This window comes from Aeromonas sp. (assembly GCF_051657805.1).
In the GTDB taxonomy this organism is placed as follows: domain Bacteria; phylum Pseudomonadota; class Gammaproteobacteria; order Enterobacterales; family Aeromonadaceae; genus Aeromonas.
Genome location: NZ_JBOFLJ010000010.1, coordinates 342,036 through 361,663 on the forward strand (window position 1 = coordinate 342,036; position 19,628 = coordinate 361,663).

A 19,628-nucleotide genomic window follows, 5' to 3' on the forward strand; every position below is an offset into this window, starting at 1 on the left:
ACAATAAACCCGCGATAAACAAAGAGGCAGCCAATGGGCTGCCTCTTTTGCATGGGGAAATCGAACCTAGCTCAGTTGAAACAGCAGGGGCCAGCCCTGCTCCTGGCAATAGCGGTGCTCTTTTTCCAGGTTCTGCATCAGCAGGCGGTTGTCTTCACACCACTCGGTCGGCAAGGTGACCACCAGCTGATCCCCGGCCGCCAGCACATTGAGCGGCGGCAGCAAATTGTCCTGGCGCCTGTGATGGGCCGCCACCGCGAGGCGCAGGATGCGGATGCAGCGCAGCACCGTCTGCTCGTCATGGTTGGGCAGGGCGGGCAGCTCCGAGAGCTTGAGCCCCTTACGCTGGAAGCGCACCAGGGCTGCGAGCAGGGCCTGATCGTCCTGGTTGAAACCGGGCAGGTCGGTGTTTTGCAATATGTAGGCGGAGTGTTTGTGGATGCCGCTGTAGTTGATGGCAAGGCCAATCTCGTGCAGCCGCGCCGCCCAGCCGAGGATGGCGCGGTAGGGCTCGATGGGCATCTGCCAGGGATCGCTCAGGGCATCAAACAATGAGAGCACGCTCTGCTCGACCCGGGCCGCCTGACGCTTGTCGATGCGGTAGTGGCTGATGAGGGCAAGGGCGGTGCGCTCGCGGATGTCGTGGTGCTGCAGCCGCTCCTCGAACTCGTACAGCAGGCCTTCGCGCAGGGCGCCGTCGGAATACTCCATCCGCTCGATGGGCAGGGAGGTGAAGAGCCCGAGCAGGATGGCGACCGCGGCGGCGAACACCCCCTGGCGCTCTTCGGTCAGACCCACAAGTTTGAGCTGATCGACCTTCTTGTGCTTGAGCATCTCGGCCTTGAGGCGCTCCAGCCCCGCCAGCGTGATGCTGCCATCGGTCCACTCTTCCCCCTGCAAGACGTCGCGCACGGTGCGAATGGAGCCGGAGCTGCCGAGACAGCTCTGCCAACCGAGCTTGCGGTACTGGTTGACGATGGGGGCGAGCTGATGTTGAGCCTCCAACACGGCGTTGTTGAAGGCTTTCTCGCTCAGCTTGCCGTTGGCAAAGAAGCTCTGGGTGAAGCTGACGCAACCCATCTTGCGGCTGGTGAGGGCCTTGTGTTCGAACCCCTCGCCGATAATGAGCTCGGTGCTGCCACCGCCTATGTCCACCACCAGCACCTGACCTTCGATATGCTGGGTGTGCGCCACCCCCTGATAAATGAGGCGGGCCTCTTCCTGGCCGCTGATGATCTCGACCGGGTGATTGAGCACCTGGGCCGCCTCGCGCACGAACTCACGGGCGTTGCTGGCGCGGCGCAGGGTGTAGGTGCCGGCGATGCGGATCTGATCCGGCTTGATGTTGGTGAGGCGCTCGGCGAACAGGCCAAGGCAGTCGAGGCCGCGGGCCATGGCCTCCTCGGACATGCGGCGCTGCTCGTCCATCCCCTCCGCCAGCCGGACCCGCTCCTTGATGCGATCGACGATCTGCATCCGCCCCTCGGCGAGGCGGGCTATGACCATGTGGAAGCTGTTCGAGCCCAGGTCGACAGCGGCGTACAGACTATTGTCCATGGTTTGACTCTATGCGTTTGAGATAATCGTAAATCGCGACCTGAGAACGAACCTTGCGGCGGTTGCCCCGCTTCACGTATTCGTTGCTCTGATCCGCATCGATGACCCTTGCCTTGCAGGTGTCGCTCAGCTGCAACTGGAGTATGTCCAGGATGCGCTGCTTGAGGCGCTCGTCGTAGATGGGGGTGCCCACCTCGATCCGGCCGTCGATGTTGCGGCTCATCCAGTCGGCGCTGGAGATGAACAGCTGGGGGTTGCCCTTGTTGTGGAACACCATGACCCGCGGGTGCTCGAGGAAGCGGTCTATGATGCTGATGACCTGGATGTTCTCGCTCAGGCCCGGCACCCCTGGGCGCAGGGCGCACATGCCGCGGATGATCATCTGGATGGGCACCCCCGCCTGACCGGCCGCGTAGAGCCGGTTGATGAGATCCCTGTCCACCAGATTGTTGATCTTGAGGGTGATGCCGCTCGGTTGCCCCGCCTTGGCGTTGGCCAGCTCGTTGTCGATCAGGCGATAGAGCTGACGGCGGCTGTTGATGGGAGAGACCAGCAGGTGGTTGAACTTGTAGCGCCTATAGGGGTACTCGATGTATTCGAACACTCCCTCCACCTCGGCAGTGATGTCCGGATGGCGGGTCAGCAGGGAGAAGTCGGTGTAGATCTTCGCCGTCTTCTCATTGAAGTTGCCGGTGCCTATATGGGCGTAGCGCACCGCCTCGCCGTGCTCGTGGCGGGTGATGAGGCAGAGCTTGGAGTGGATCTTAAGGCTCGGCACCCCGAACACCACCTTGACTCCCGCATCCGTGAGTATGTTGGCCCAGTCGATGTTGGCCGCCTCGTCGAAGCGGGCGCGCAGCTCCACCACGACCGTCACCTTCTTGCCGTTGTTGGCGGCGTCGATGAGGGAGTGAATGATGCGCGACTTCTTGGCGACCCGGTAAATATTGATGCGAATGGCGCTCACCATGGGATCGAACGCCGCCTGGCGCACCAGCTCAGTGAAGTGATGGAACTTGTGGTAGGGGTAATAGAGCAGTATGTCCTGCTTGGCGATGGCGTCGAAGGCGTTGACGAAGCCGTCGAAGTCGCGGCAATCCAGGGCCGGCAGCTTGGGGTTTTCCAGATAGTCCCGACCCACGTTGGGGAAGCCGATGAAATCCTTGAAGTTGTGATAACGGCCGCCGGGCATGATGGCGTCGTAGGAGCTTATCTGCAGCTTGAGTTTCAGGAAGCTTATCATGGCGGCGGGCATCTCCCGCTCGTAGACGAAGCGCACCGGCATGGCGGTGAGGCGTTGCTTCAAGCCATCACTCATCTTGTCCACCAGACTCAAGTCCAGCTGGTCGGAGAGATCGTACTCCGCGTCCCGGGTCAGCTTGACCGCATAGGCCGCGATCTCGTCGTAGTCGAAGAAGCCCTTGAAGATCTCGTCCAGACAGAAGCGGATGACGTTGTCCAATATGATGATCTGCTTCTTGCGGCGGGTGCCCTCCGGCGGCAGCTGGAAGAAGCGGGGCAGATCGTCGGTGGGGACCTCCACCAGGGCGTACTGGATCACCTGGCCGGCCTTCTTCATCTCGACGGCGAGGTAGGTGTGCTCGTCCTTCAGGAACTTGACCGGGTTCACTTCCTTGTTCAGCAGGATGGGAATGATGTGGCGCAGCACCTTCTCCTTGAAGAAGACCCGCAGCCACTGCTGGATGGCGTCGGAGAGCTGGTTCTCGTTGACCAGGAAGATGTTGTGGCGGGCGAGGGCGATCAGCAGATCCTTGTAGGTGTTGTCGAACGCCTCCCCAAGGGCCATCACCTTCTGCTGGATGGCGCGCAGCAATACCTTGGCCTCGTCGTCACCGCCGTGCACCTCGTTGATGAGGATGCGGCGCTTGACGTCCGAGACCCTTACCTTGAAAAACTCGTCCTGATTGGAGGAGAAGATCCCGAGGAAGCGGACCCGCTCGATGAGGGGGACCGTCTTGTCCATCGCCTCTTGTAACACCCGTTCATTGAATGAGAGCCAACTCAGCTCTTTCTCTTCATACTGCTTGTCGGTGCTCATATGTGCCTCTGTGATCAGCTTGCGTCTGGGCGGCAGTTATGGGGTCAAACCATGACAAATTTATGACAGCCAGCGCTATTCGGTGAGGTCTTGATCGATATCGACCACCAGATCATCGGAGAGGGACTCCAGCGCACTGATGAGGGCATCCAGCTCGAGCTGGGGGGGCAGGGCCACCAGGGCATGGGCATAGAAGAGGGGGGCGCCGGAGTGGGGCGCAGGCTCGCAGCCCGTGGTGAGATCGGCCACGTTGATGTTGAGCTGGCGCAAGATGCTGGCCACCTCGTGGACTATGCCGGCCCTGTCGTTGCCGGTGACGCTCAGCATCACCTGGCGGGCGGGTTCCGGGCTGAGCTGGCCTTCGGCGAAGCTGACGGTGAGGCCGGGCAGCATCACCAGCGCTTCGCACAGGCTGCGATAGTGCTCATCGGGGACGCTGACGTGCAAGATGCCGGCAAATTGTCCGGCCAGCTCGCTCATGGAACTGGCCAGCCAGTTCCCTTGCTCATGGCTGATGGTATTGGCCAGGCTCTCGACGATACCCGGCTTGTCTGCCCCGATGACGGTGACCACCAATTGCTTTTGCATCCTGCTCTCCTTTGAATGAGTTCCACCAGCATTGTGCCTGCTGTGGCAGGTCATATGAAGCCCCGTCACGCGCAAATCGCATGAAAAACACCGATACCCGCGGTCGCCGTTCGCGGGGCGATGCGTGTCGTCGCCCCCCTGTGTTAGAGTGGCGCTCCTTCTCTCTCATTTTGTGAACTGGACAGTGCCCTCATGAATACCCTTGTCGTATCGGGATTGGTGTTATTGGTGCTCCTGCTGCTGGCGATCTTCTGGTCCCGCGGCAAGCAAGGCAAGACGTTGCCCTATGATCTGCAGGAGACCCTGTTCAGCCCGGCGGAGCGCTCCTTCCTCGGGGTGCTGGATCTCGCTGTGGGTGACAAGGCGCGGGTCTTTGCCAAGGTGCGGGTGGCGGACGTGCTGACGCCGGAGGCGCGCATGGGCAAGAGCAAGTGGCAGCAGGCTTTCAACAAGATCAGCGCCAAGCATTTTGACTACCTGCTCTGCCACCCGGGGGATCTCTCCTTCCTCTGCGCGGTCGAGCTCGATGACAGCTCCCACCGCCACCAGAAGCGCAAGGCGCGGGATCAATTCCTGAAGGAGGCCTGCGACAGCGCCGGCCTGCCCCTGCTGCAGATCCCCGCCAGCAGCCACTATCAGGTGGAGGAGCTGCGCGAGCAGCTGTTGCCGCTGCTCTCCAGGGCGGCGGCCCCCACCGAGGATCTGCTGCCCGGTGAGCGCCGCGAGCCGACCTTCAATCCGTTGCAACTCGACGGAGTGGACTTGAGCGAGAGCCATCATGGGCACAAGCTGGGCAACCCGCAGCCAGACCCAGCTCCGGCGGCACCGGGGAAGGGGCTGCCGGAGCCCGAGCTGCTGGACAACCTGTTCAGCGATCCGGATGACGAAGAGGAGCATCCCAAGGCGCAGCCCCACTGCCCGCGCTGCGATGCCCTGCTGGTGGAGCGAGAGGCCAAGAAGGGCCCCCATGCCGGTCGTCTGTTCCTGGCCTGTAGCCGTTTCCCGGCATGCCGTTACGCCGCTCCCCGGGAGCAGATGCGCCACTGAGTCTCCAAAAGGGCCCCCTTGCGGGCCCTTCCTCTTTTTACCGACTTTCCCCTGTCATCTTCTCTCCCTGTTCCTCAGGCAAGATGCCCACACCGTGATCCCGCCCACAGAGGGACGGGTCAGATGCGACACTTTTTGACAATCCGCCAGAATTTTGGCACCTTGTGCATCTCGACAAAATGGGCGATGCATCGACGCGTCCAGATTAAAATAGTTAAAAAACAATAAGTTATTTCAGAGGCTTCGACAGGATGGATATGATGGCGATGGGGGTATTGATTGTCGATGCCGATGAACAGCGGCGTCAGCAACTGGGTACTGTGCTCTCCTTCATGGGGATCCCCTGGCAGGAGGTGGAAGAGGCCGAGCTCGACATGGCGGTTGAGTCTTCGGGCCCACTGCAAGGGATCCTGGCGGGCGAGCTGCTTGAGCGCCCCCTCGTCGAGCTGCTCGGCGCCTTCCCCCGTATCCCCTTCCTCTCCCTGCAGCAGGCGGATCACCCCAACAGCAACTTCATCGGTGGCAGCGACGAGCCCTTCACCTATGAATCCCTGACCCGCCATCTGCACTTCTGTCAGGCTTTCCTCTCCCTGCATCCCCGTCAGCAACTGCACGACAAGGGCCAGGCCCTGCTGCGCCTGCTGGTGGGCAAGGGGAGGGGCATTCAGGAGGTGCGCCGCCTCATCGGCCAGGTGGCCGAGACCGACGCCAACGTGCTGATCCTCGGCGAATCCGGGACCGGCAAGGAGGTGGTGGCCCGCGCCATCCATGAACTCTCTGCCCGAAACCAGGGCCCCTTCGTCCCCATCAACTGCGGCGCCATCCCGGCCGAGCTGCTGGAGAGCGAGCTGTTCGGCCACGAGAAGGGGGCCTTCACCGGTGCCATCGCCGCCCGTCGCGGTCGCTTCGAGCTGGCCCAGGGCGGCACTCTCTTCCTCGACGAAATAGGCGACATGCCGCTGCCCATGCAGGTCAAGCTGCTGCGGGTGCTGCAGGAGCGTCAATTTGATCGGGTCGGTGGCGGCAAGCCGGTGCAGGCGGACGTGCGAGTCATCGCCGCGACCCACCGAGATCTGGAGGCGATGATCCGCACCCAGGTGTTCCGGGAGGATCTCTACTACCGCCTCAACGTCTTCCCCATCGAGACGCCCCCCCTGCGCGAGCGCTCGGACGACATCCCCCTGCTGCTGCAGGAGCTGCTGAACCGCCACGCGGAGCAGCACAAGGGCATCATCCGCCTGACCCAGCGCGCCATGGAATCCCTGATGCAGTACCCCTGGCCCGGCAATGTGCGGGAGCTCTCGAACCTCATCGAGCGGCTGCTCATCCTCTACCCGAACCAGATCGTCGACGTGGCGGACTTGCCCGGCCGCTACCGGTTGCTCCCCTGCGAGCCGCGGGACGAGCGCCTCACCGAGATGGATGAGCGGGACGCCCTGGCCGCCGTGTTCCAGAGCCCCCCCGAGCTGGACACCCCGGTCGCCGTGGCACTGCCCATGCAGTTGCCCCAGGAGGGGGTCAATCTCAAGGAGATGCTGGCGGATCTGGAGGTGGAGCTGATCCGCCAGGCCCTGGAGTCCCAGGACGGGGTGGTGGCCCGCGCCGCCGACCTGCTCAGCATGCGCCGCACCACCCTGGTGGAGAAGATGAAGAAGTACGGCATGAGCAAGGAAGCCTGAGGTCAAGGCTTTGACGCCTGACTTCAACATATTGATATTAAACAGATATTTTAATGGCATGGAAATTGAATAGGCTTACCCCAAACCCAGTTTGAGGTCAGGTTTATGACAATTCTCCAGCAGGACAATCCGCTCCAGTCTCACGAGGTGAGCCAGCTCTACGCCATCTTCCAGGCACTGCCGACCGGCGTATTGCTGCTGGGCGGGGAGGGCTGTATCACCCGCGCCAACCCGGCCGCCCTGGCGCTGCTGGGGGAGCCGCTGGAGGGTCAGCCCTGGCGCGAGATCATCGCCCGCAGCTTCCAGCCCCGTGAAGACGACGGCCATGAGATCTCCCTGCGGGACGGGCGCCGGGTCCAGCTCTCGACCCAGCCCCTGGCGGATCAACCCGGCCAGCTGGTGTTCATCACGGATCTCACCGAGACCCGCCAGTTGCAGGACAGGGTCAACCACATGAAGCGGCTGTCTGCCCTCGGCAACATGGCCGCCTCCCTGGCGCACCAGATCCGCACCCCCCTCTCCGCCGCCATGCTCTACGCGGCCAACCTCGCGAACCGTACCCTCAAACCCGAATCCCGCAGCCAGTTCCAGCAAAAACTGATGGCCAGGCTCCAGGATCTCGAAAAGCAGATCAACGACATCCTGCTGTTCGCCCGCAACGGCGACAACCAGGTGGTGGCCCCGGTCTCGGTACAGGGATTGCTGGCTGAGGTGCAGGCGGGGGCCGAGGCTTTCTGCCAGCAGCAGGGCTGCACCCTGCACATCGAGGCTCCCGAGCCGGATCTCTGCCTGCTGGCCAACAACAGCGCCCTGGCCGGGGCCATCAACAACCTGATCGCCAACGCCCAGCAGGCTGGTGCGACTTCCCTGCTGGTGAGTGCGGTGCGCCGCGGCGCCCGGGTGGAGCTGCGCGTGCTCGACAACGGCAAGGGGATGCCCGCCGCCTTGCTCAACCAGATCTTCGAACCCTTCTTCACCACCCGCTCCCAGGGCACAGGCCTCGGTCTGGCCGTGGTGCAATCCGTGGTGCGGGCCCATCAGGGGGAGGTCAGCGTCGCCTCCGTGCCCGGTGAGGGGACCTGCTTTACCCTCTCCTTCCCCCTGCATCAGGCCGTGGTGCGCCTTGGAGGTGTGGCATGACTCAGGCCCGTATTCTGGTGGTGGAGGATGACGGCGGCCTGCGCGAGGCCCTGGTGGATACCCTGTTGCTCGGCGGTTACGAGTGCCGCGAGGCCGACAGCGGCGAGCGGGCCCTGCTGGCGCTCTCTCGCCAGAGCTTCGACATGGTCATCTCGGACATCCAGATGGGGGGCATGGACGGTCTGACCCTGCTGGCTAACATCCGCCTGCAATATCCCCAGGTGCCCGTGCTGCTGATGACCGCCTACGCCAACATCGACGGCGCCGTGCGGGCCATGCGGGAGGGGGCCATCGACTATCTCGCCAAGCCCTTCTCCCCCGAGGTGCTGCTCAACCAGGTGAGCCGCTACGTGCCACCCCAGAAGATCGAGAAGCGGGCCGTGGTCCATGGGGATCCCAAGACCGCCGAGCTGTTCCAGCTGGCGACCCGGGTCGCGCGCAGCGAGGCCACCGTCATGGTGACCGGCCCGAGCGGCACCGGCAAGGAGGTGCTGGCCCGCTACATTCACGACAACTCCAACCGGGCGGAGCAGACCTTCATCGCCATCAACTGTGCCGCCATTCCGGAGAACATGCTGGAGGCGACCCTGTTTGGTTACGAGAAGGGCGCCTTCACCGGCGCCGTGCAGGGCTGCCCCGGCAAGTTCGAGCAGGCCCAGGGCGGCACCCTGCTGCTTGACGAGATCACCGAGATGGATCTCGGCCTGCAGGCCAAGCTGCTGCGGGTGCTGCAGGAGAAAGAGGTGGAGCGGCTCGGCAGCCGCAAGATGATCCCGCTGGACGTGCGGGTCATCGCCACCAGCAACCGGGATCTCAAGAAGGCGGTGCAGGACGGCCTGTTCCGCGAGGATCTCTACTACCGCCTCAACGTATTCCCCCTGCGCTGGACGGCGCTCTGGGAGAGACCCGGCGACATCATCCCCCTGGCGGAGCACCTGCTGGCACTGCACGCCAGCCAGATGGGGCTGCCAGCCCCAAGACTCAAGGAGAGCGCCAAGTCACGGCTGCTGGCCCACCCCTGGCCCGGCAACGTGCGCGAGCTCGACAACGTGGTGCAGCGCGCCCTGATCCTGAGCCCGGACGGGGTAATAGGGGAGCCCGAGCTGCTGCTGGAGGAGAGCGACGAGGACATGAGCGAGGCCCTGCGCCCGCTGGAGCGGCCAGCCGCGAGCGAGGGGCTCGGCAGCGAGTTGAAATTGCAGGAGCACCAGATCATCCTGGACACCCTGCAGGAGTGTAACGGCAGCCGCAAGGCGGTGGCGGATCGGCTCGGCATCAGCCCGCGCACCCTGCGCTACAAGCTGGCACAGATGCGGGACGCCGGCATCGAGCTGCCCGCCTGACACTCGCCCTCCTGCGCCGTGGCCTTGCCGGCCCGGCTCGATTATCATGGGGACCTGATGTTCCGTATCCGGGCTGGCGCCGCCATGGCCGGCGACAGCCCCTGTTAGGAGACCCCCATGATCTCTCATCGAAAACTGGAATCCCTGCTCAACCACCTGCTCGAACCCCACGCCATCAAGGACTACTGTCCCAACGGCCTGCAGGTGGAGGGGCGTGAGCGCATCCGTAAGGTGGTGACCGGCGTCACCGCCAGCCAGGCCCTGCTCGATGCGGCGGTGGCGGTCAACGCCGACGCCATCCTGGTTCATCACGGCTACTTCTGGAGCGGTGAGCCGGCTCAGGTAACCGGCATGAAGCAGCGTCGCCTCAAGACTCTGCTGACCCACGACATCAACCTGTTCGCCTATCATTTGCCGCTCGACGTGCACCCCGAGGTGGGTAACAACGCCCAGCTCGCCAAGCTGCTCGGCATCAAGGTGCGCCGCGGCCTGGAGCCCTGGAACAGCAAGAGCGTGGCCATGGTGGGCAAGCTGGAGGAGCCCATGAGCGGCAGCGATTTTGCGAAACTCATCGCCGAGCGCCTCGGCCGCGAGCCGCTCCACTGTGGTGACAGCGGCCCCGAGCTCATCCGCTCCGTGGCCTGGTGCACCGGCGGCGGTCAGAGCTACATCAGCCAGGCGGCGGAGCAGGGTATCGATGCCTTCATCTCGGGAGAAGCCTCGGAGCAGACCATCCACACCGCCCGCGAGATGGGCATGCACTTCTACGCCGCCGGCCATCACGCCACCGAACGCTACGGCGTCAAGGCGCTGGGGGAGTGGCTGGCGACGGTGCACGGGCTGGATGTCACCTTTATCGATATCGATAACCCGGTCTAGAAGAGCAGCGTATCGTACAGCCTGAAATCGCCGTGATGGATATTCAGGCTATGCAATGGATATCAAGTTTGTAGATGTGCTGACAAAGACGAATTTAAAGAAATAAAAAGGAGGCCATGGGCCTCCTTTTTCACAGGTCGAATCGGATCGGCTCATTCGCTGGCATAACCCGCAGGGCCGAGCGTCACGCCATCCAGAATGGCCGCGCCCTCCTGCATCCGCAGGCGCCCTTCGCAGAACCACTGCACTACCAGGGGGTAGATGCTGTGTTCCTGGGCCTGCACCCTGGCCGCCACCTCGTCTGCGTCATCCCCTTTGAAGATGGGCACGCGGGCCTGCAGGATGACGGGACCGCCATCCAGCTCCTCGGTGACGAAGTGGACGCTGGCACCGTGTTCACTGTCACCGGCGTCGATGGCGCGCTGGTGGGTGTGTAAGCCTTGGTACTTCGGCAGCAAGGAGGGGTGGATGTTGATCATCTTCCCGGCGAAGTGGCGTACCAGATCGCCGCTCAGGATCCGCATAAAGCCCGCTAGCACCACCAGATCCGGCTGATAGCCCGCCATCAGCCCCTGCAGGGCGAGATCGTAATCCTCCCGGCAGGCAAACTGCTGCTGAGCCAGTACGCTGGTAGCGACGCCGGCCTCCTGGGCACGCACCAGCCCATAGGCATCGGCCCTGTTGCTGATGACGCCGACCACCTGACCCACAATCTTGCCGTTGGCGCAATGGTCCAGCACGGTCTGCAGGTTGCTGCCGTTGCCGGAGATCAGCACCAGGATGCGTTTCATCGGAGAGGTCATTTGGCTGTTGATCCGATCATTCATTGAATGATGACCTGCTCCTCACCATCGGCCGCCTTGGCGATATGACCGATGTGCCAGGCGTTCTCGCCCTCTGCCTTGAGCAGGGTCAGGGCTTTTTCCAGCTGATCCGCTGGCAGGGCGATGATCATGCCGACGCCGCAGTTGAAGGTGCGGTACATCTCGTGGCGGGTAACGTTGCCGGCCTGCTGCAGCCAGCTGAACACCGCCGGCCACTGCCAGCTCTGCTCGTCGATCACCGCCTGGGTGTTGGCGGGCAGCACGCGGGGTATGTTCTCCCAGAAGCCGCCGCCTGTGATGTGGGACAGGGCGTGAACTTCGCACTCCTTGATGAGCTTGAGCACGGGTTTCACGTAGATGCGGGTCGGCTCCAACAGGGCGTTGGCCAGGGTAGTATCCCCCAGCGGCTGATGCACGTCGGCCTTGGAGACTTCCAGGATCTTGCGCACCAGGGAGAAGCCATTGGAGTGGGGGCCGCTCGCGGCCAGGGCGATCAGGGCATCCCCGTCACCGACCTTGCTGCCGTCGATGATCTCGCTCTTCTCCACCACGCCGACGCAGAAGCCGGCGATGTCGTAATCTTCCCCTTCATACATGCCCGGCATCTCGGCGGTTTCGCCGCCCACCAAGGCACAGCCGGACTGCTCGCAACCGGCGCCGATGCCGGTCACCACGGCGGCGGCGGTGTCTACGTCCAGCTTGCCGGTGGCGTAGTAGTCGAGGAAGAACAGGGGCTCGGCGCCCTGGACGATCAGATCATTGACGCACATGGCCACCAGATCGATGCCGACGGTGTCGTGTTTCTTCAGATCGATGGCCAGACGCAGCTTGGTGCCCACCCCGTCGGTGCCCGAGACCAGCACCGGCTCCTTGTAGCCAGCAGGGATCTGACACAGGGCCCCAAAGCCGCCAAGACCACCAAGGACTTCAGGACGACGAGTGCGTTTTGACACGCCCTTGATACGTTCAACCAGTGCATTGCCGGCATCGATATCCACGCCAGCATCCTTGTAGCTCAGTGAGGTTTTGTCAGTCACGCGTATTCCCCGTCATATAAACAAGTGGAGGGTAAAATTCGGGGCGTATTCTAACAGTGGGAGGGTAAAAGCAGAAAGGAAATCGTTTGCGCGTTTTTGCGCGGAAATGCTCTACAAGCGGCAGCTTTTGTTGTATGATTCCGCGATTTTTTTGCGGCAGTTAGAGGAGATAATAATGAAAGTCGTTGAAGTCAAACACCCCCTGGTCAAGCACAAGATCGGTCTGATGCGTGAAGGCGATATCAGCACCAAGCGTTTCCGTGAACTGGCCAAAGAAGTGGGCAGTTTGTTGACCTACGAAGCGACCTCTGACTTCGAAACGGAGAAGGTTACCATCGATGGCTGGAACGGGCCAGTAGAAGTTGACCAGATCAAGGGCAAGAAGGTCACCGTCGTGCCCATCCTGCGTGCCGGTCTTGGCATGATGGACGGTGTGCTCGAGCACATGCCGAGTGCCCGTGTCAGCGTGGTCGGCATCTACCGCGACGAAGAGACTCTGCAGCCGGTGCCCTACTTCGAGAAGATCGTCAGCAACATCGAGGAGCGTCTGGCTCTGGTCATCGATCCCATGCTGGCCACTGGCGGCTCCATGATCGCCACCATAGATCTCCTCAAGAAGAAGGGCTGCCAGTCCATCAAGGTGCTGGTGCTGGTCGCCGCCCCCGAAGGCATCAAGGCGCTGGAAGCCGCTCACCCGGACGTGGAGCTCTACTGCGCCTCCATCGATCAGGGTCTGAACGAGAAGGGCTACATAGTCCCTGGCCTCGGCGATGCCGGTGACAAGATATTCGGCACCAAGTAAGTCCTGGTTCTCTCTCCGTGAAGCCGGCCCAGCGCCGGCTTCACGCTTTTTGGTGCTGCACCGGCCGCTCGCCTTGCTGAGAAAGCGGCCTTGCCGCTACCATAAGCACCATCTCCCATTTCGAGAATCTTCTTTATGCTGAAACGCTTAGCAACACTTCTCTGCTGTTGTCTGCCCTTGGTGGTGTCGGCAGCCCAGGTGAGTGATCTCTATCAGGGCAAGGCGCCCACCAGTGGCGATACGGCCGCCGCCCAGTCCCAGGCACTCGGGGAGGTGCTCATTAAGGTGAGCGGCAAACGCGACATCCTGACCCAGCCCGAGGTGGTCAAGGCGCTGGCGGCACCGGCGGACTATGTGCAGCAATATGGTTATCAGGACGTGGGGCCGGTCAAGTTTCTCAAGGCGGACTTCAACGTCGCCAAGGTCAACGCCCTGATCGGTCAGAGCAAGTTTGCCCTGCTCGGGCCCGCGCGCCCGCAGATGGCCATCTGGCTGGTGGTGGATCAGGGGGAGCGCCGCATCCTAGCGGATCAGTCCAGCGATGGTTGGGCCGCCGCCCTGCGCACCCAGGCCCAGGCCATGGGGCTGCCGGTGAGCATCCCCTTGATGGATCTCGATGACAACATGGCTGTCAATGCCACCGATGTCTGGGGCCGCTTCGCCGATCCCATCCTCGCCGCGAGCCAGCGCTACGGCGCCGAGATGGTGGTGCTCGGCAAGCTGACCCCTGACGATAAGGAAGAGGGCAAGTGGAGCATTGACTGGGACCTCTACGGTCCCAAGCAGGGTGCCCAGAGCGGCGGTGAGCTGACCGAGCTGACCAAGGGGGCGGGTTCTGGCACTCAGGCCGAGGTGGCGCAAGGGTTTGCGGATGCCCTGGCCGGCTGGCTGGTGGAGCACTACGGCTCGCGCATCTCGGGGGTCGTCTCCAGCCAGGTGCTGGTGGTGGAGGGCCTCTCCGGCATCGATGGCATGATCCAGCTGCAGAAGATGCTGCAGGGCATGGCCACGGTCACCAAGGTGACGATCGGCCAGTTGGAAGGGGACAGAGTCACCTTCAACCTCACCCTGCAGGGAGACAAGGCCGAGCTGGTGCGGGGTCTGAAACTGGAGAGCCGACTGCGCCAGGTTGAAGACAATGAGCAGGGCCTGCGCTATCAATGGTCGCAGCCCTGATCCTGATGTAGGTGGCTGAGCGTCGTTGCGCGGTTCTCCTCGTAGTCTGAGGCGTCGCCGCCTGCGCTACCTAGGGTCGCACCCTTGATCCAATTCGAGGATCCCAACCGCCCGGCCGAGTCCGGGCGGTTCTCTATCTGCTGCTTGGGTGGTACACTTGGGAACAAATATCACAGTCAAAGCCCAACGAGTGAAGCAACCGGCCCAACTGTCTTTAGCCGTACAATTACCGGATGATGAAACCTTCGTCAGTTTTTATCCCGGCAACAACGCCCATCTGATCACCGCCCTCAAGAACGCGGCCATCGGTCAGGGCTCGCCTTTCCTCTATTTCTGGGGTGCCAAGGGCTCCGGGCGCTCCCACCTGCTGCACGCTACCTGCGCCGAGGTCAATGCCCGCGACGCCGCCGCCGCCTACCTCTCCCTCGATCAGTTCGAGAAGCTGGATCCCAGCATGCTCGACGCCCTCGAGAGTCTGCCCCTGGTCTGCCTCGACAGCCTGGAGGCCATCGCCGGCAATGCTCTGTGGGAGCGGGCCCTGTTCGATTTCTACAATCGCTGGAAGGAGAAGGGAGAGGGGACGCTGGTGGTGACCGGCTGCAGCGCGCCGCGCAAGCTGGGGCTGCAACTGCCGGATCTCGCCTCTCGCCTCGACTGGGGTGTGAGCTTTCATCTGGACGAGCTGGATGACGAGGGCAAGCTCAGCGCCCTGCAGCTGCGCGCCGAACTGAGAGGCTTCAAGCTCCCCATCGATGTGGGCCGCTTCCTGCTCAACCGGCTGTCGCGCGACATGCGCACCCTGCTCACTACCTTGAATCAGCTAGACAACGCCTCCTTTCGCGCCAAGCGCAAGCTGACCATTCCCTTTGTCAAAGAGATCCTCGAGCTTTGATCCCGCGCTGACATGGCCTAGGGCTGACTCTCGACAGAGTGAGAAAAAACACCAAAAGAAACCCCGGCACCAGGCCGGGGTTTTTTATTGCTATCAGCAAGTTATCAGTGGAACTGATCTTCTTCGGTGGAGCCGGTCAGAGCGGTCACCGAGGACTGGCCGCCCTGGATGACGGTGGTGACCTTGTCGAAGTAACCGGTGCCCACTTCCTGCTGGTGCGCAACGAAGGTGTAGCCCCGCTCGGCGGCGGCGAACTCAGGCTGCTGCACCATCTCGACGTAGTGCTTCATCCCTTCGCCACGGGCGTACTGGTAGGCCAGCTCGTACATGTGGAACCACATGTTGTGGATGCCCGCCAGGGTGATGAACTGGTACTTGTAGCCCATGTCGGACAGCTCCTGCTGGAAGCGGGCGATGGTGGCATCGTCCAGGTTCTTCTTCCAGTTGAAGCTCGGGGAGCAGTTGTAGGCCAGGATCTTGTCCGGGTATTGCGCCTTGATGGCTTCGGCAAACTTGCGAGCCTCGTCCAGATCCGGCTTGGCGGTTTCGCACCACACCATGTCGGCGTAGGGGGCATAGGCCAGGCCGCGGGAGATGGCCTGCTCGATGCCGGCCTGCACCTTGTAGAAGCCCTCGCTGGTGCGCTCACCGGTCAGGAAGCCTGCATCGTACGGGTCTGCGTCCGTGGTCAGCAGGTCGGCCGCGTTGGCGTCGGTACGGGCGATCACCAGGGTGGTGGTGCCGCACACGTCCGCCGCCAGACGGGCCGCGATGAGTTTTTGTACCGCTTCCTGGCTCGGCACCAGCACCTTGCCGCCCATGTGGCCGCACTTCTTGACGGAGGCGAGCTGATCTTCGAAGTGCACGCCGGCGGCGCCCGCTTCGATCATCCCCTTCATCAGCTCGAAGGCGTTCAGCACGCCGCCGAAACCGGCTTCGGCATCCGCCACGATCGGCAGGAAGTAGTCGATGAAGCCCTTGTCCTGCGGCCCCACCTTGTTGGCCCACTGGATCTGGTCGGCGCGGGCGAAGGAGTTGTTGATGCGCTCCACCACGGACGGCACAGAGTTGGCTGGGTAGAGGGACTGATCCGGGTACATGGTGGAGGACAAGTTGTTGTCCGCCGCCACCTGCCAGCCGGAGAGGTAGATGGCCTCGATACCCGCCTTGGCCTGCTGCACCGCCTGGCCGCCTGTCAGGGCGCCGAGGCAGTTGACATAGCCCTTCTTGGCGCCGCCGTGGATCAGCTCCCACAGCTTGTCGGCACCGCGCTGGGCCAGAGTGTGCACCGGCTGCAAGCTGCCGCGCAGGTTCACCACGTCTTCGGCGCTGTAGCCGCGCTTGATCCCTTTCCAGCGGGGGTTTTCCGCCCAGTCTTTCTCGATAGCCTGGATCTGTTGCTCACGGGTCAGTGCCATATCAGTTCCCTCTTTCATTGATTTCACGTGTCCATTGACTTGTTATTGGTAGGCCCCGCGAGGGGCTCATCTTCAGAGCCGCTCGTAACCGGGCAGCGTCAGAAAATCGATCAGGGTGTCGGCGCAGGTGATCTGCTCCATCAGTTCGCTCGCCTCCGCGAAGCGGCCAGCCTGCCAGCGGGCCTCACCCACTTCGCGTCTGACCACCTCCTGTTCCTCGGCCAGCATCTGGCGGAACAGGGCCTTGGTTACCGCCTGGCCGTTTGACAGGAACTTGCCGTGGTGGATCCACTGCCAGATGGAGGTACGGGAGATCTCGGCGGTGGCCGCATCTTCCATCAGGCCGTAGATGGGCACGCAGCCGTTGCCGTTGATCCAGGCCTCCAGATATTGCAGGGCGACCCGGATGTTGGTGCGCATGCCCGCCTCGGTGCGCTCGCCCTCGCAGGGTGCCAGCAGCTCGGCGGCCGTGATGGGAGCATCCTGCTCGCGCAGTACGCCGATCTGGTTGCTGGCGCCAGCCGGGATGGCGGCGTTGAACACGGCCATGGCGGTATCGGCGAGACCGGGGTGGGCCACCCAGGTGCCGTCGTGGCCGTTGTTGGCCTCACGCTCCTTGTCCGCCTTCACCTTGGCGAAGACCTCGGCGTTTACCGCCGGATCCTTGGCCGGGATGAAGGCCGCCATGCCGCCCATGGCCAGGGCGCCGCGCTTGTGGCAGGTCTGGATCAGCAGGCGGGAGTAGGCAGAGAGGAACGGCTTGTCCATGGTCACTACCTGACGGTCCGGCAGTACCCGATCCCCATGATTTTTAAGCGTCTTGATATAGCTGAAGATGTAGTCCCAGCGGCCGCAGTTGAGCGCGACTATGTGATCCTTCATCTGATAGAGCAGCTCGTCCATCTCGAACACCGCCGGCAGGGTCTCGATGAGCACGGTCGCCTTGATGGTGCCGCGGGGCAGGCCGAATCGGTCTTCGGTCCAGGCGAACACCTCGCTCCACCAGCGACCCTCCAGATGGCTCTGGAGCTTGGGCAGGTAGAAGTAGGGGCCGGAGCCCTTGGCCAGCAGCGCCTTGTGGTTGTGCAGGAAGTAGAGCGCGAAGTCGAACAGGCCGCCGGGAATGGGGTCATTGTCGAAGGTGACGTGTTTCTCCGGCAGGTGCAGGCCGCGCACCCGGCAGATAAGCAGGGCGGGATCGACCTTGAGGGAATAGGATTTTCCCTCCGGGCTCTGGTAGGAGATGGTGCCGTTGACCGCGTCACGCAGGTTGATCTGACCCTCGATCACCTTATTCCAGGCCGGGGCCAATGAATCCTCGAAGTCCGCCATAAAGACCTTCACGTTGGCGTTGAGGGCGTTGATCACCATCTTGCGCTCGACCGGACCGGTGATCTCCACGCGCCTGTCCTGCAGGTCGGCGGGGATGCCGCGTATGGTCCAGCCCCCTTCACGGATATGGGCGGTCTCTGGCAGAAAATCGGGCAATTCACCGGCATCGATGCGTGCCTGACGGGCCACGCGCTGTTTGAGCAGTTCATTGCGCTGGGGGGCAAAGCGCTCCACCAGTTCGGATACCAGGGCCACCGCATCCGGCGTCAGGATTTGCGCGTATTCGGGAAGCATCTCGCCTTGTATGCGCAGACGGGTGCTGCTGATGGTCTGGGCCGGTGCCGACATAGGGCTCACTCCTTTGAAAGTTACATTTTGAACTTATTAACTACGACTAACGTCGTTCCCTGTTTTTCTTAAAGACCCCGTAACAGCGGGGTAACACGATTCATAAGGTGCAAAAGTTTGTCCGGCTCGTCAACCTGATTTTTAAAACGCCTGTTTTTTACTGATGGTTAAGATGCTGTTTTTAATGGATTTATGTGATTAGTGCAAAAGCTCTGTGCAGATGGTTATGCTCTCACCTCTAGGCTTCGCCAGAGGGTGGGGGCGGGGATGGGGTCAGGAATAGAAAATGTAATTTATTACGTAATAAAATTACCATTGCAAAAACAAATCCCGACCTCACTCCAGGCTTTGAAAAAACATCTGTATGAAATTCCCATCGTAAACTCAGTCGGCGTCCAACTCAGCAGAGGGCTTGATGATGAACTGCTGTTTAAAACTGAATGACTGAAAATCGAGCAAGCGTCGCAGGCGGGCATGCCCCCTGAAAATGACGGGCAATAACGTAGGTTTGTATCGGAGGGCCGATGGCTCGGAGGCGAGGGTGCAACAGAATGGACTAGCTGATTATGCTGTTGGTTTGGTGTTTAGTAGCGTTTTGTTGTTATTTTAAACATCGGGGGAAGGAAGCACTTCCAGATGGGGTTTGGGAGGGAAAAGAAGCCCCTCATGGAGGGGGCATTGACCAGGGTGGAGGGCTGAATGTCTCTCAATAGTCCTCGTCCGGGGCGGCGAGATCGATCACGTCGAGGTGCACCATGTTGCCGTGTTCTGTGCTGCCGGATTCGCTGGCCGGGGTCGGGAGCAGGGGCTGGTCGGGTTGGGTATCAACTGCTTGCGTCATGGGTGCTTGCCTCATTGGATTGCAAGCCGGTTGGTGACTCCCTCACCCGAATATCCACCTCCCTGTTTGCATGGCCGGCGGAAAAGTGGCGTATCCTAGCGAGACTTTCAAAAAGCTTCAAGCGGTTCTGTATAAAAAACATGCCGCCGCTGTGTTTTCCCTTGATGGCAGCATGAATGCGCAGTGAAAACAGCCATATCAGAAAAAAACAGGGATAAAGCGCCCTAAGAAACAGAGCGTCGATGGACTGTGATGGAGGAGGGTGACATGCAGGAGGTGTCGGGACACGCGAATAAAAAAATAGCCCAGTCGAGGGACTGGGCTATTTTCGGGGAATTTGGTCGGTGTGAGAGGATTCGAACCTCCGACCCTCTACACCCCATGCAGATGCGCTACCTGGCTGCGCTACACACCGACGGAGTCAGCTCGGCTGACGGGAAAGGAGTCTAATGAACTGGCTCTGCGGACGCAACTCCTTTTTTATCAGAGAGATGCCGACTGCTTCTTTATTGTTCAGAGTCGATGCAACTTGGGCGCCGGCGGGAGATTTGGCATAATCGCCGCCCACTCGGCACAGCGCCATGCGTGCGCAGCCTGCTGCGGCAGCAACAACCCTTGCCCGTGGCCAGAATATCCGGGATTGACGAGAGAGGAGCGGGCGTGACG

16 protein-coding genes and 1 tRNA gene are annotated in these 19,628 nt (G+C 61.9%); 8 read left to right on the forward strand and 9 right to left on the reverse strand.

Translation table 11 applies throughout. The annotated features are described in order from the left end of the window. Positions 1-66: 66 nt before the first annotated feature. The 3 genes from ppx to ACRCYW_RS04240 form a co-directional block, all read right to left on the reverse strand. Positions 67-1,557, reverse strand: a complete 1,491-nt coding sequence (ppx, locus tag ACRCYW_RS04230) for an exopolyphosphatase (RefSeq protein ID WP_438548911.1) — start codon at positions 1,555-1,557, stop codon at positions 67-69. Next, entirely contained in the window at positions 1,547-3,616 is a 2,070-nt protein-coding gene (ppk1, locus tag ACRCYW_RS04235) for a polyphosphate kinase 1 (RefSeq protein WP_438548912.1), read from the reverse strand. The genes ppx and ppk1 overlap by 11 nt, the downstream gene beginning before the upstream one ends. A 75-nt stretch (positions 3,617-3,691) precedes the next feature. Next, a complete protein-coding gene (locus ACRCYW_RS04240; protein ID WP_349918476.1) occupies positions 3,692-4,204 on the reverse strand; it encodes a glycine cleavage system protein R in 513 nt (170 codons plus the stop codon). Positions 4,205-4,396: 192 nt separating this feature from the next. On the opposite strand from ACRCYW_RS04240, the gene ACRCYW_RS04245 reads away from it, so the two are divergent. From ACRCYW_RS04245 to ACRCYW_RS04265, 5 genes are all read left to right on the forward strand, one after another. Then, entirely contained in the window at positions 4,397-5,251 is an 855-nt protein-coding gene (locus ACRCYW_RS04245) for a DUF2726 domain-containing protein (RefSeq protein WP_438548913.1), read from the forward strand. A 257-nt stretch (positions 5,252-5,508) separates the two neighbouring features. Then, entirely contained in the window at positions 5,509-6,930 is a 1,422-nt protein-coding gene (locus ACRCYW_RS04250) for a sigma-54 dependent transcriptional regulator (RefSeq protein WP_438548914.1), read from the forward strand. Positions 6,931-7,035: 105 nt separating this feature from the next. After that, positions 7,036-8,070, forward strand: coding sequence for a sensor histidine kinase (locus ACRCYW_RS04255; protein WP_438548915.1), 1,035 nt, complete (start codon positions 7,036-7,038; stop codon positions 8,068-8,070). After that, positions 8,067-9,413 carry a sigma-54-dependent transcriptional regulator gene (locus tag ACRCYW_RS04260; protein WP_438548916.1) on the forward strand — a complete coding sequence of 449 codons (1,347 nt, stop codon included), beginning with the start codon at positions 8,067-8,069 and terminating at the stop codon, positions 9,411-9,413. The genes ACRCYW_RS04255 and ACRCYW_RS04260 overlap by 4 nt, the downstream gene beginning before the upstream one ends. Before the next feature lie 117 nt (positions 9,414-9,530). After that, the gene (locus ACRCYW_RS04265) at positions 9,531-10,292 is read left to right on the forward strand and encodes a Nif3-like dinuclear metal center hexameric protein (RefSeq protein WP_438548917.1); all 762 of its coding nucleotides are present in this window, start codon (positions 9,531-9,533) and stop codon (positions 10,290-10,292) included. A 152-nt stretch (positions 10,293-10,444) separates the two neighbouring features. Here ACRCYW_RS04265 and purN read toward each other — a convergent pair whose 3' ends face one another. Further along, positions 10,445-11,083: a phosphoribosylglycinamide formyltransferase gene (gene purN, locus ACRCYW_RS04270; RefSeq protein WP_438548918.1), complete on the reverse strand. Its 639-nt coding sequence runs from the start codon at positions 11,081-11,083 to the stop codon at positions 10,445-10,447. Between the two features lie 32 nt (positions 11,084-11,115). Then, on the reverse strand, positions 11,116-12,153 hold the full coding sequence (gene purM, locus ACRCYW_RS04275) for a phosphoribosylformylglycinamidine cyclo-ligase (protein WP_438548919.1): 1,038 nt from the start codon (positions 12,151-12,153) through the stop codon (positions 11,116-11,118). Positions 12,154-12,328: 175 nt separating this feature from the next. Between purM and upp the strand changes: the two genes are divergently transcribed. From upp to hda, 3 genes are all read left to right on the forward strand, one after another. Beyond that, positions 12,329-12,955 (forward strand): uracil phosphoribosyltransferase, encoded by a 627-nt coding sequence (upp, locus tag ACRCYW_RS04280; protein ID WP_434663023.1) that lies wholly within the window; start codon positions 12,329-12,331, stop codon positions 12,953-12,955. Between the two features lie 135 nt (positions 12,956-13,090). Beyond that, positions 13,091-14,131: a DUF2066 domain-containing protein gene (locus ACRCYW_RS04285; RefSeq protein ID WP_438548920.1), complete on the forward strand. Its 1,041-nt coding sequence runs from the start codon at positions 13,091-13,093 to the stop codon at positions 14,129-14,131. A gap of 190 nt (positions 14,132-14,321) precedes the next feature. Next, complete coding sequence (hda, locus tag ACRCYW_RS04290) at positions 14,322-15,023, forward strand: DnaA inactivator Hda (protein WP_438548921.1); 702 nt, start codon at positions 14,322-14,324, stop codon at positions 15,021-15,023. 104 nt (positions 15,024-15,127) lie between these two features. On the opposite strand, the gene aceA is transcribed toward hda, so the two are convergent. The 4 genes from aceA to ACRCYW_RS04310 form a co-directional block, all read right to left on the reverse strand. Continuing rightward, positions 15,128-16,441 (reverse strand): isocitrate lyase, encoded by a 1,314-nt coding sequence (gene aceA, locus ACRCYW_RS04295; RefSeq protein ID WP_011706620.1) that lies wholly within the window; start codon positions 16,439-16,441, stop codon positions 15,128-15,130. Positions 16,442-16,513: 72 nt separating this feature from the next. Next, positions 16,514-18,121 carry a malate synthase A gene (gene aceB, locus ACRCYW_RS04300; RefSeq protein WP_438548922.1) on the reverse strand — a complete coding sequence of 536 codons (1,608 nt, stop codon included), beginning with the start codon at positions 18,119-18,121 and terminating at the stop codon, positions 16,514-16,516. A gap of 706 nt (positions 18,122-18,827) precedes the next feature. Further along, on the reverse strand, positions 18,828-18,962 hold the full coding sequence (locus ACRCYW_RS04305; protein WP_438548923.1) for a hypothetical protein: 135 nt from the start codon (positions 18,960-18,962) through the stop codon (positions 18,828-18,830). 338 nt (positions 18,963-19,300) lie between these two features. Next, positions 19,301-19,377 (reverse strand) — tRNA-Pro (locus ACRCYW_RS04310). Between the last annotated feature and the right edge of the window lie 251 nt (positions 19,378-19,628).

Excerpts from the sequence above, each read along its gene's own strand:
- ppx (WP_438548911.1), bottom strand. The coding sequence starts at position 1,557 with ATGGACAATAGTCTGTACGCCGCTGTCGACCTGGGCTCGAACAGCTTC.
- ppk1 (WP_438548912.1), bottom strand. The coding sequence starts at position 3,616 with ATGAGCACCGACAAGCAGTATGAAGAGAAAGAGCTGAGTTGGCTCTCA.
- ACRCYW_RS04240 (WP_349918476.1), bottom strand. The coding sequence starts at position 4,204 with ATGCAAAAGCAATTGGTGGTCACCGTCATCGGGGCAGACAAGCCGGGT.
- ACRCYW_RS04245 (WP_438548913.1), top strand. The coding sequence starts at position 4,397 with ATGAATACCCTTGTCGTATCGGGATTGGTGTTATTGGTGCTCCTGCTG.
- ACRCYW_RS04250 (WP_438548914.1), top strand. The coding sequence starts at position 5,509 with ATGATGGCGATGGGGGTATTGATTGTCGATGCCGATGAACAGCGGCGT.
- ACRCYW_RS04255 (WP_438548915.1), top strand. The coding sequence starts at position 7,036 with ATGACAATTCTCCAGCAGGACAATCCGCTCCAGTCTCACGAGGTGAGC.
- ACRCYW_RS04260 (WP_438548916.1), top strand. The coding sequence starts at position 8,067 with ATGACTCAGGCCCGTATTCTGGTGGTGGAGGATGACGGCGGCCTGCGC.
- ACRCYW_RS04265 (WP_438548917.1), top strand. The coding sequence starts at position 9,531 with ATGATCTCTCATCGAAAACTGGAATCCCTGCTCAACCACCTGCTCGAA.
- purN (WP_438548918.1), bottom strand. The coding sequence starts at position 11,083 with ATGAAACGCATCCTGGTGCTGATCTCCGGCAACGGCAGCAACCTGCAG.
- upp (WP_434663023.1), top strand. The coding sequence starts at position 12,329 with ATGAAAGTCGTTGAAGTCAAACACCCCCTGGTCAAGCACAAGATCGGT.
- ACRCYW_RS04285 (WP_438548920.1), top strand. The coding sequence starts at position 13,091 with ATGCTGAAACGCTTAGCAACACTTCTCTGCTGTTGTCTGCCCTTGGTG.
- aceA (WP_011706620.1), bottom strand. The coding sequence starts at position 16,441 with ATGGCACTGACCCGTGAGCAACAGATCCAGGCTATCGAGAAAGACTGG.
- aceB (WP_438548922.1), bottom strand. The coding sequence starts at position 18,121 with ATGTCGGCACCGGCCCAGACCATCAGCAGCACCCGTCTGCGCATACAA.
- ACRCYW_RS04305 (WP_438548923.1), bottom strand. The coding sequence starts at position 18,962 with ATGACGCAAGCAGTTGATACCCAACCCGACCAGCCCCTGCTCCCGACC.